An 8584-nucleotide genomic window follows, 5' to 3' on the forward strand; every position below is an offset into this window, starting at 1 on the left:
TCGGTGGAACCGCTGCGCGGGCCGATCAAGGACTACGCCTGGGGCTCCCGTTCGGCGATCGCTGAACTTCAGGGGCGGCCGGCGCCGAGCGCGGCACCCGAGGCGGAGCTCTGGCTCGGTGCGCATCCGGGCGCGCCGGCCGCCGTCGAGCGCGACGGCGGGCGGATCGCGCTCACCGAGGTACTCGCCGCCGAGCCCGTCCAGTGGCTCGGCCGCCCGGTGCTCGACCGGTTCGGACCCCGGCTGCCGTTCCTGCTCAAGGTGTTGGCCGCGGCGGCTCCGCTGAGCCTTCAGGCCCATCCGGACGCCGAACAGGCGCGGGCCGGTCACGCCGCCGAGCAGGCCCGCTCCGGTGGGCGCCGCAACTACGTCGACCCGTTCCACAAGCCGGAACTGCTGGTGGCGCTCGGGCCGATGGAGGCGCTGTGCGGGTTCCGGGATCCCGCCGCCTCGGCGCGGGCGCTCGCCGCGCTGGGCGTACCGCAGTTGCGGCCGGTGCTCGACGCGTTGACCACCGGGCCGGTGGGGCTGGCCGAGGCCGTACGCCGGCTGCTGGAGTGGCCGACGGCGGAGCGGGCCGGCCTGGTGGCGGCGGCCCGGGCGGCGGACGGCCCGGACGCGGACCTGGTGGCTCTGTTGGCCGAGGCGTACCCGGCTGACCCCGGAGTGTTGGTGGCGTTGCTGCTGAACCGGGTGCGGCTGGCCGCCGGTGAGGCGATCTGGATGCCGGCCGGGAACCTGCACGCCTACCTGCGCGGCACCGGCGTGGAGGTGATGGCCGCCAGCGACAACGTGCTGCGGGGCGGGTTGACCCCGAAGCACGTGGACGTGGCCGAACTGCTGCGGGTGCTCCGCTTCGAGGTGCTCGACCGGCCGGTGGTCGCGCCCCGGGAGGTCGCCGACGGGGTGGTCACCTGGCCGGTGCCGGTGGACGACTTCGCGCTGCACCGGGTGACCGTCGGCGACAGGCGGCCCGAGGTGACACTGGCGGTGCCGGGCCCCCGGGTGGTCCTCTGCACCGCCGGCCGGATCACCGTGACCGACGGGGTGGCGCCGGTGACCCTCGGCTCCGGCCGGGCGGCGGTGGGACCGGCCGCTGGCGGTTCACTCACGGTTACCGGTGCGGGTGAGACGTACATCGCCTCCACCGGCCGGGTCTGAGTCAGACGAGCCTCGGATGCGGCAGCGTGCCGACCGACAAGTCCGACTTTTCCGGAATAGCTTGACGTAAGCCTTGCCCAGTGTGACTCTATGGGTGCGTAGCGTTATCGCGACGATGGTCCGAGAACGCGCGGGGGAACCAAACCGGGGGGATGCACGGGGCGGACGGAGATGGACGGCACACGTCCACACCGGCCGCCCCGTGCGCTGTCCGTAACCGTCCCGACCGCGCGTCGTCCACGCGCGTAAGGTGGGAGGTTGCGCAGCACCATCGTCCGACAGGAGCTTTCATGACCAGCACCCTCCCGGCGTCCCCCAGTGGCACGTCGTCCGAGGTCCGGCCGCGTACTGTCGCCGAGGGCGACTACAAGGTGGCGGATCTGTCGCTCGCCGAGTTCGGGCGCAAGGAGATCCGCCTCGCCGAGCACGAGATGCCCGGCCTGATGGCGATCCGGCGTGAGTTCGCCGACGCGCAGCCGCTCGCGGGAGCGCGGATCACCGGGTCGCTGCACATGACGGTCCAGACTGCCGTCCTGATCGAGACCCTGGTGGCGCTCGGCGCGCAGGTCCGCTGGGCGTCCTGCAACATCTTCTCCACCCAGGACCACGCCGCCGCCGCGATCGTCGTCGGCACCGAGGGCACCGTCGACGCGCCGTCCGGTGTCCCGGTGTACGCCTGGAAGGGCGAGACCCTCGAGGAGTACTGGTGGTGCACCGAGCAGGTGCTCGACTGGCCCGACGGGGACGGCCCGAACATGATCCTGGACGACGGTGGCGACGCCACGCTGCTCGTCCACAAGGGCACCGAGTTCGAGAAGGCCGGCGCCGTGCCGCCGGTCGAGTCCGCCGACTCCGAGGAGTACGCGGTCATCCTCGGCCTGCTGCACCGCTCGGTGGCCGCGAGCGGCCAGCGGTGGACGCGGATCGCCTCCGGCATCCAGGGCGTCACCGAGGAGACCACCACCGGCGTGCACCGGCTCTACGAGATGCACCGTGCCGGCACGCTGCTCTTCCCGGCCGTCAACGTCAACGACTCGGTGACCAAGAGTAAGTTCGACAACAAGTACGGCTGCCGCCACTCGCTGATCGACGGCATCAACCGGGCCACCGACACGCTCATCGGCGGCAAGATGGCCGTGGTCATGGGCTACGGCGACGTGGGCAAGGGCTGTGCCGAGTCGCTGCGCGGCCAGGGCGCCCGGGTCGTGGTGACCGAGATCGACCCGATCTGCGCGCTCCAGGCGGCGATGGACGGCTACCAGGTCGCCACCCTGGACGACGTGGTCGAGAGCGCGGACATCTTCATTACCGCGACCGGCTGCTACGACGTCATCACCAACGAGCACATGGCCCGGATGAAGCATCAGGCCATCGTCGGCAACATCGGCCACTTCGACAACGAGATCGACATGGCCGGCCTGGCGAAGCGCTCGGACGTCACCCGCGAGAACATCAAGCCGCAGGTCGACCTCTGGAAGTTCGACGACGGTCACGCGATCATCGTGCTCTCCGAGGGTCGCCTGCTGAACCTGGGCAACGCCACCGGCCACCCCAGCTTCGTCATGTCGAACTCGTTCGCCAACCAGACGATCGCCCAGATCGAGCTGTACACCAAGACCGACGAGTACCCGATCGGCGTGTACGTGCTGCCCAAGCACCTCGACGAGAAGGTCGCCCGGCTGCACCTGGACGCGCTCGGCGCCAAGCTGACCACGCTGTCCAAAGAGCAGGCCGCCTACCTCGGCGTCGCTGTGGAAGGCCCGTTCAAGCCGGACCACTACCGCTACTGAGCATCGACGTCACCTCCGGGGCCGGACCGCACCGGCCGACCCCGGAGGTGGCCGTCCCGGTCGCGGCGTGGCGGCCGGCGAGGCACCCGAGGTGGTGGAAGGGGTGCCGCGCCGCCTACCGCACGACCATCCGGTGAGCGATGGTCAGCGGGAACGGCGGTGACGGGTGGGGCGGATCCAGGTCCAGACACACCAGATCAGCCAGGCCACCGACACCAGTACCGCCAGGGTGCGCAGCCGCAGCGCGCTGAGCAGCAGCACCACCGCGAGCGCCGCAAGCCAGGGTCCGAAACCTCTCATGCCGACCGCCCAGGTTGATCTTCGGTGGGAGTTGCCCGGAACTGCGGCCACAGCGCCTCGGTGAGCGTCCGTTCACCGGCGAGGAGACGACGGGACCGCCGATGCCGCTCGGCGGCGACGGCGGCCAGACAGGTCACCTCCGATGGCCCGGCCGGTGGCGGTGGGCTGGTCACCGCGGCGACCTGCCGCCACAGTAGCCGGGCCAGCTCGCCGCGTGCCGGCTCGCTGAAACCGTGGGCCCGGGCCAGGTACTGCCGGACGGCCAGCGCCAGCTCCGCGTCCAGCCGGCTCAGGTCCAGCGAGTACGCCCAACCGGCCAGCTCCGGCACCGTCGCCGGCGCCGGCCGCCACCTCGTCGCCGGCCGGGTATGCACCACCAGGGTGCCCGCCGCCAGGTCACCAAGACGCCGGCCACGGGCGTCGCTGAGCATCACGGTCAGCCCGACCGCCCAGGACAGCAGCGGCAGCACCAGTCCCGGCCATTCCACGGTGACCCCGACCAGCGCCCGGGTCAGCGACTGCCGGAACCCGACGGAAGCGCCGTCGAGGCTTACCACTCGCAGCCCGACCGCCGCCTTGCCCGGCGTCCGGCCGTCGTTGAACCGCTCGCAGAGCACCGGATAGCCGACCAGCAGCAGCACGAGCCCGACGGTGAGCAGGGCGCGTTCCATCGCCGCGTCGAGCACCCCGTACGGCAGGGCGGCCAGGACCAGCCCGGTCAGCGCGGCGAGTAGCAGCCCGGCCACCAGTTGCACCAGCACGTCGAGCAGAAGCGCCAGCGCCCGGGAGCCGACCCGCGCGGCCCGCACGTCCAACTCGACGGCCTCGCCGCTGACCAGCCCGGCGTCGCCCCAACCCGGGGCGGTCCACGCTCGCGCCGCTGTGCTCACTCCGACAGTGAACACTATGATCGCGCGGTCGGAGGTGGCCGGTGGATGTCGACGCGTACGTCGCGGAGCACGGCGGGCAGTGGCGTCGGCTGAATCAGCTCTGTGGTCAGCGACGGCTCGACCCGGTCGAGGTCGACGAACTGGTCGCGCTCTACCAGCGGGCCACCACTCAACTGTCGGTGCTGCGCAGCCGCTCGCCGGATCCGGCGCTGGTCAGCGAGCTGTCCCAGGTGGTGCTGCGGGCGCGGGCACGGCTCACCGGCCGGCCCCGACCCTCCTGGTCGGCCGTACGGCGATTCCTGCTGGCCGGTCTGCCGGGTGCGATCTGGCGGGCGGCGCCGTGGTGGTGCGCGGTGGCGACCGCCTTCACCCTGCTCACCTTCACCCTGATGTGGTTCGTGGCGGACAACCCGGAGACTGCGGCGGCGTTCATCGGCGACGACGAGGCCGCCAACCTGGTCGAGTCCGGCTTCGCCGGTTACTACACGGAGTTCTCCGCGCCGACGTTCGCCTTCCACCTGTGGACGCACAACGCCTGGTTGGCGGCGAAGTGTCTGGCGGCGGGGGTGCTTGTCGTGCCCGTCGGTTATCTGCTGTGGCAGAACGCGATAAACATCGGCGTGGTCGGCGGGGTGATGGTCTCCTACGGCCGGGCGGACGTCTTCTTCGGCCTGATCACCCCGCACGGGCTGCTGGAACTGACCGGCGTGTTCGTCGCCGCCGGGGTGGGCCTGCGCATCGGGTGGGCCTGGATCGCGCCGCCGGAGCAGTTGACCCGGGGGCAGGCGGTGGCCCGGGCGGGACGCGACGGCGTGTTGGTCGCTGTCGGCCTGGTCGCCCTCTTCGCCGTCGCAGCGCTGATCGAGGCCTTCATCACCCCCGCACCCCTGCCAGCGCCCCTCCGCATCGCGCTAGGCGCCACCACCTGGCTCGCCTTCCTCGCCTACGTCCTCCTCCTCGGCCCCCACCCACCCACCCCACCCTCGTCCCACCTCGTTGATCATGAGGTTAGCGGCAGTCATGGAGATCGACTTTGCCGCTAACCTCATGATCAACGGGAGCGGGAGCGGGAGCGGGAGCGGGAGCGGGAGCGGGAGCGGGAGCGGGAGCGGGAGCGGGAGCGGGAGCGGGAGTGGGAGTGGGGGTGGGAGTGGGGGTGGGGGTCAGAGTTGGGCTTGGGATTTGAGGGTCAGGTAGGTGTCGGCCAGGGCGGGGGCCAGGTGGGTGGCGGGGGCGTCCACCACTGTGACGTTGTGGCGGGTGAGCACCTGGGTGAGGCGGTCGCGTTCGGCCATGGTGCGCCAGGCGGCGGCTGCGGCGTACGCGTCCGCCGCACGTCGCGGGGGTGCGGCGGTGAGCTGGGCCAGCACCGGATCCTGTGCCGCCGCCACCAACACCCGGTGCCGGGCGGCCAGCCGGGGCAGCACCGGCAGCAGACCCTCGCCGAGCGCGCCGGGTTCCAGGGCGGTGAGCAGTACCACCAGGCTGCGCGGGCGGTGCCGCCGGAGCAACTCGCCCGCGATCAGCCGGAAATCGGTCTCGACCAGCGCGGGTTGCAGTGGGGCCAACGCGTGGGCCAGCCGGTTCCATTGCCCGGGCCGTTCGGCACCACCCAGCGATGCCCGGGTCACGGCGTCCGCCGCGAGCACGTCCACCCGATCGCCGGCCCGCGCCGCCAACGCGCTGAGCAGCAGCGCCGCCTCGATCGAGGCATCCAAACGCGGCTCGTCGCCCACCCGCACCGCCGAGGTGCGCCCGGTGTCCAGCACGCAGACCAGCCGCCGGTCCCGCTCCGGACGCCAGGTGCGGACCAGCACCTCGGCCCGCCGGGCGCTGGCTCGCCAGTCGATGGACCGTACGTCGTCGCCGGGCACGTATTCCCGCAACGCGTCGAACTCGGTGCCCGGTCCGCGTCCCCGACCGACCTGTGTGCCGTCGATGACGCGCAGCCGCGACAGCCGCTCCGGCAGGTGCCGGCGCGAGTCGAAGCGGGGCAGCACCCGTAGGGTCCACGGTGGCGTGCGCGGCCGGCCATCCCACTGCCGGAACGCCAGCCCGAGCGGCCCGAACGAGCGGACGGTCAGGGCCACGGCGGGTCGGTCACCCCGGCGGGTGGGAGTGAGGCGACTGGGCAGCGCTAGCACCTCACCGGGGGCAGCCCGCACCACCCGGTTCCGCGGCACCTCCGGCCGGGCCCCGGCCGAGGGCACCCAGGCGTCGCGCACCCGGGCCCGCAGCGGCCGACCGGAGGCGTTGCGCAGGTACAGAGTGACTTCGGCGGTGCCACCGAGCCGAACGGACCGCTGACCGGTCCGTTCGGCGGTCAGTGCCCGCAGCGGCGCGGCGAGCGCAAGGTCGAGCCCGACCAGCAACAGCACCACGCCGACCATCACCGCCACCCCGACGAAGGGTGCCGGCCACAGCGGCAGGGTCGACGCTCCTGCCGCCAGCAGCGCCGCCACCCGCCAGGTCATCGCGGAGTCGGCACGGTGGCCAGCACCGTGTCCAGGATCGGATCCACCCCGACACCCTCAAGTTCGGCCTCCGGCCGCAGGCGCAGCCGATGTCGCAGGGTCGGTCGTGCCATCGCCTTGACGTCGTCGGGCACCACGTGATCGCGTCCGTTCAGCCACGCCCACGCCTTCGCGGTGCCGAGCAGGGCTGTCGCGCCGCGCGGCGAGGCGCCCAGCTCCAGCGCCGGAGTGGCGCGGGTGGCCCGGCACAGGTCGACGACGTAGCCGAGCAGCGGTTCGGCAACGTGCACGCCGCCCACCGCCGCACGTGCGGCGGCGAGGTCGGCCGCGTCCGCCACCGGACGTACGCCGGCTGCGGCCAGATCCCGGGGATCGAAACCGGCGTGGTGGGCCCGGAGCACACCCAGTTCCTCGTCCCGACTGGGCAGCGGCACGGTGAGTTTGAGCAGGAACCGGTCGAGCTGGGCCTCCGGCAACGGATAGGTGCCCTCGTACTCCACCGGGTTCTGGGTGGCGGCGACGATGAACGGATCGGGCAGCACGCGTTGCTCGCCGTCGACGGTGACCTGCCGTTCCTCCATCACCTCCAGCAGTGCGGACTGGGTCTTCGGTGGGGTGCGGTTGATCTCGTCGGCGAGCAGCAGGTTGGTGAAGACCGGCCCCTCCCGGAAGGTGAACGCCGCGGTCCGCGCGTCGAAGACCATCGAGCCGGTGACGTCGCCGGGCATCAGGTCGGGGGTGAACTGCACCCGCCGCGAGGTCAGATCCAGCGCCGCGGCCACGGTGCGCACCAGCAGCGTCTTCGCGACCCCTGGCACGCCCTCGAGCAGCACGTGACCACGGCAGAGCAGGGCGACGATCAGCCCGGTGACCACGCCCTCCTGACCCACGACCGCCTTGGCCACCTCGGCGCGGAGCCGGTGCAGCGCGGCCCGGGTGGGGTCGGCGGCGAGCTGGTCGACGGTTGTCGCGGGTCGGGTCAACGGGTGTCTCCTTCGGATCGGGGCTTCGGCAGGCGGGGCGGGGCCGGCGGGTCGGCGACGGGCTGTCCGCGCCCCGGCCCGCCGGTACGCGTCACGCGGTCCAGGTCACCGGCCAGCTCCAACAGGTCCCGGTCGGTTGGCGGCGCGTCGCCGTAGAGCAGCTCGTGGATGGCGTCGGGCCGGTCACCGGTGCGGGCGGCCACGGTGGCGGCGACCGTGGCGGGCGGCGCTCCGGCGGGCAGGTGAACCCGTCGCGCCAGCCGGGCGAGCGTCGCGGTCCGGAGCACCCGGGCGGTGCTCTCGCGGGCCTGTGCCCGCTGGTAGAGCCGGCCCCGACCGAGGACCGTCTCGGCGGCGGGTACGGACACCGGCAGCGGTTCCGGCGTGGGCGGTCCGAGGCGGCGGGCTCGGCCGATGGCGATCAGCAGCGCGGCCAGGCCGAGTTGCAGCAGCAGCGCCCAGAACCACGGCGGGAAGGCCGACCAGAGCGGGTTGGGTTCCCCGGAGGAGCCTCGTGAGCCGGGCCCGGACGCCTCACCGCCCGGACGGCCACCCGGTGCCGTCTCGCCGTTCTCCCCGCTGGCCAGGTCCTCCGGCTCGCCGGGGTCGTCGATGCCGTCGTCGCGTTCCGGCAGCGGTCGGGTGGGTGCGGGGCTGGGCTCGGGTGGCGGCGGTGCGTGGCCGTCCAGGTCGAGCCAGACCACCCGGCCGGAGGTGGCGAGCAGACCGGTGGCGAAGGCGAGGTTGTCCCATTCGTCGATCCGGCCGTTGCGGAACGGGTCACCGGCGCCCACCACCACACTCTCGGCGGCGCCGGGCAGGCGGGCCAGCCCGCCGGCGTAGCAGAGATCGACGCTGCCGGGAGCGCCGGTCGATGCGTACCGCTGGCGGGCGACGGCGGCGGTGGCGGCCGGCGTGACCTCGGCCAGTGGGCAGGAGCCGTCGACGCCGTGCGGCGACACGGCCCGGGTCGCCCACCGCCGGCC

General features: G+C 73.0%; 7 protein-coding genes and 1 pseudogene. 3 read left to right on the forward strand and 5 right to left on the reverse strand.

The window, feature by feature from the left end:
- Positions 1-3: 3 nt before the first annotated feature.
- On the forward strand, positions 4-1161 hold the full coding sequence (manA, locus tag AC2CHE_RS07390; protein WP_484504136.1) for a mannose-6-phosphate isomerase, class I: 1158 nt from the start codon (positions 4-6) through the stop codon (positions 1159-1161).
- 290 nt (positions 1162-1451) lie between these two features.
- Positions 1452-2951 carry an adenosylhomocysteinase gene (gene ahcY / locus AC2CHE_RS07395; RefSeq protein WP_484504137.1) on the forward strand — a complete coding sequence of 500 codons (1500 nt, stop codon included), beginning with the start codon at positions 1452-1454 and terminating at the stop codon, positions 2949-2951.
- A 144-nt stretch (positions 2952-3095) separates the two neighbouring features.
- Here the strand turns inward: ahcY and AC2CHE_RS07400 are convergent, their stop codons facing one another.
- A complete protein-coding gene (locus AC2CHE_RS07400; protein ID WP_484504138.1) occupies positions 3096-3251 on the reverse strand; it encodes a hypothetical protein in 156 nt (51 codons plus the stop codon).
- Positions 3248-4141: an RDD family protein gene (locus AC2CHE_RS07405; RefSeq protein WP_484504139.1), complete on the reverse strand. Its 894-nt coding sequence runs from the start codon at positions 4139-4141 to the stop codon at positions 3248-3250. Before AC2CHE_RS07405 ends, AC2CHE_RS07400 begins: the two co-directional genes overlap by 4 nt.
- A 41-nt stretch (positions 4142-4182) precedes the next feature.
- On the opposite strand from AC2CHE_RS07405, the gene AC2CHE_RS07410 reads away from it, so the two are divergent.
- Positions 4183-5184: a stage II sporulation protein M gene (locus AC2CHE_RS07410; protein WP_484504140.1), complete on the forward strand. Its 1002-nt coding sequence runs from the start codon at positions 4183-4185 to the stop codon at positions 5182-5184.
- Between the two features lie 120 nt (positions 5185-5304).
- Here AC2CHE_RS07410 and AC2CHE_RS07415 read toward each other — a convergent pair whose 3' ends face one another.
- The 3 genes and pseudogenes from AC2CHE_RS07415 to AC2CHE_RS07425 form a co-directional block, all read right to left on the reverse strand.
- Positions 5305-6615: a DUF58 domain-containing protein gene (locus tag AC2CHE_RS07415; protein WP_484504141.1), complete on the reverse strand. Its 1311-nt coding sequence runs from the start codon at positions 6613-6615 to the stop codon at positions 5305-5307.
- Complete coding sequence (locus tag AC2CHE_RS07420; RefSeq protein WP_484504142.1) at positions 6612-7598, reverse strand: AAA family ATPase; 987 nt, start codon at positions 7596-7598, stop codon at positions 6612-6614. The genes AC2CHE_RS07415 and AC2CHE_RS07420 overlap by 4 nt, the downstream gene beginning before the upstream one ends.
- A pseudogene (locus tag AC2CHE_RS07425) lies at positions 7595-8584 on the reverse strand (hypothetical protein); the annotation flags it as partial. The pseudogene AC2CHE_RS07425 and the gene AC2CHE_RS07420, both read right to left, overlap by 4 nt.

The organism is Micromonospora sp. ATLC16, assembly GCF_057196645.1.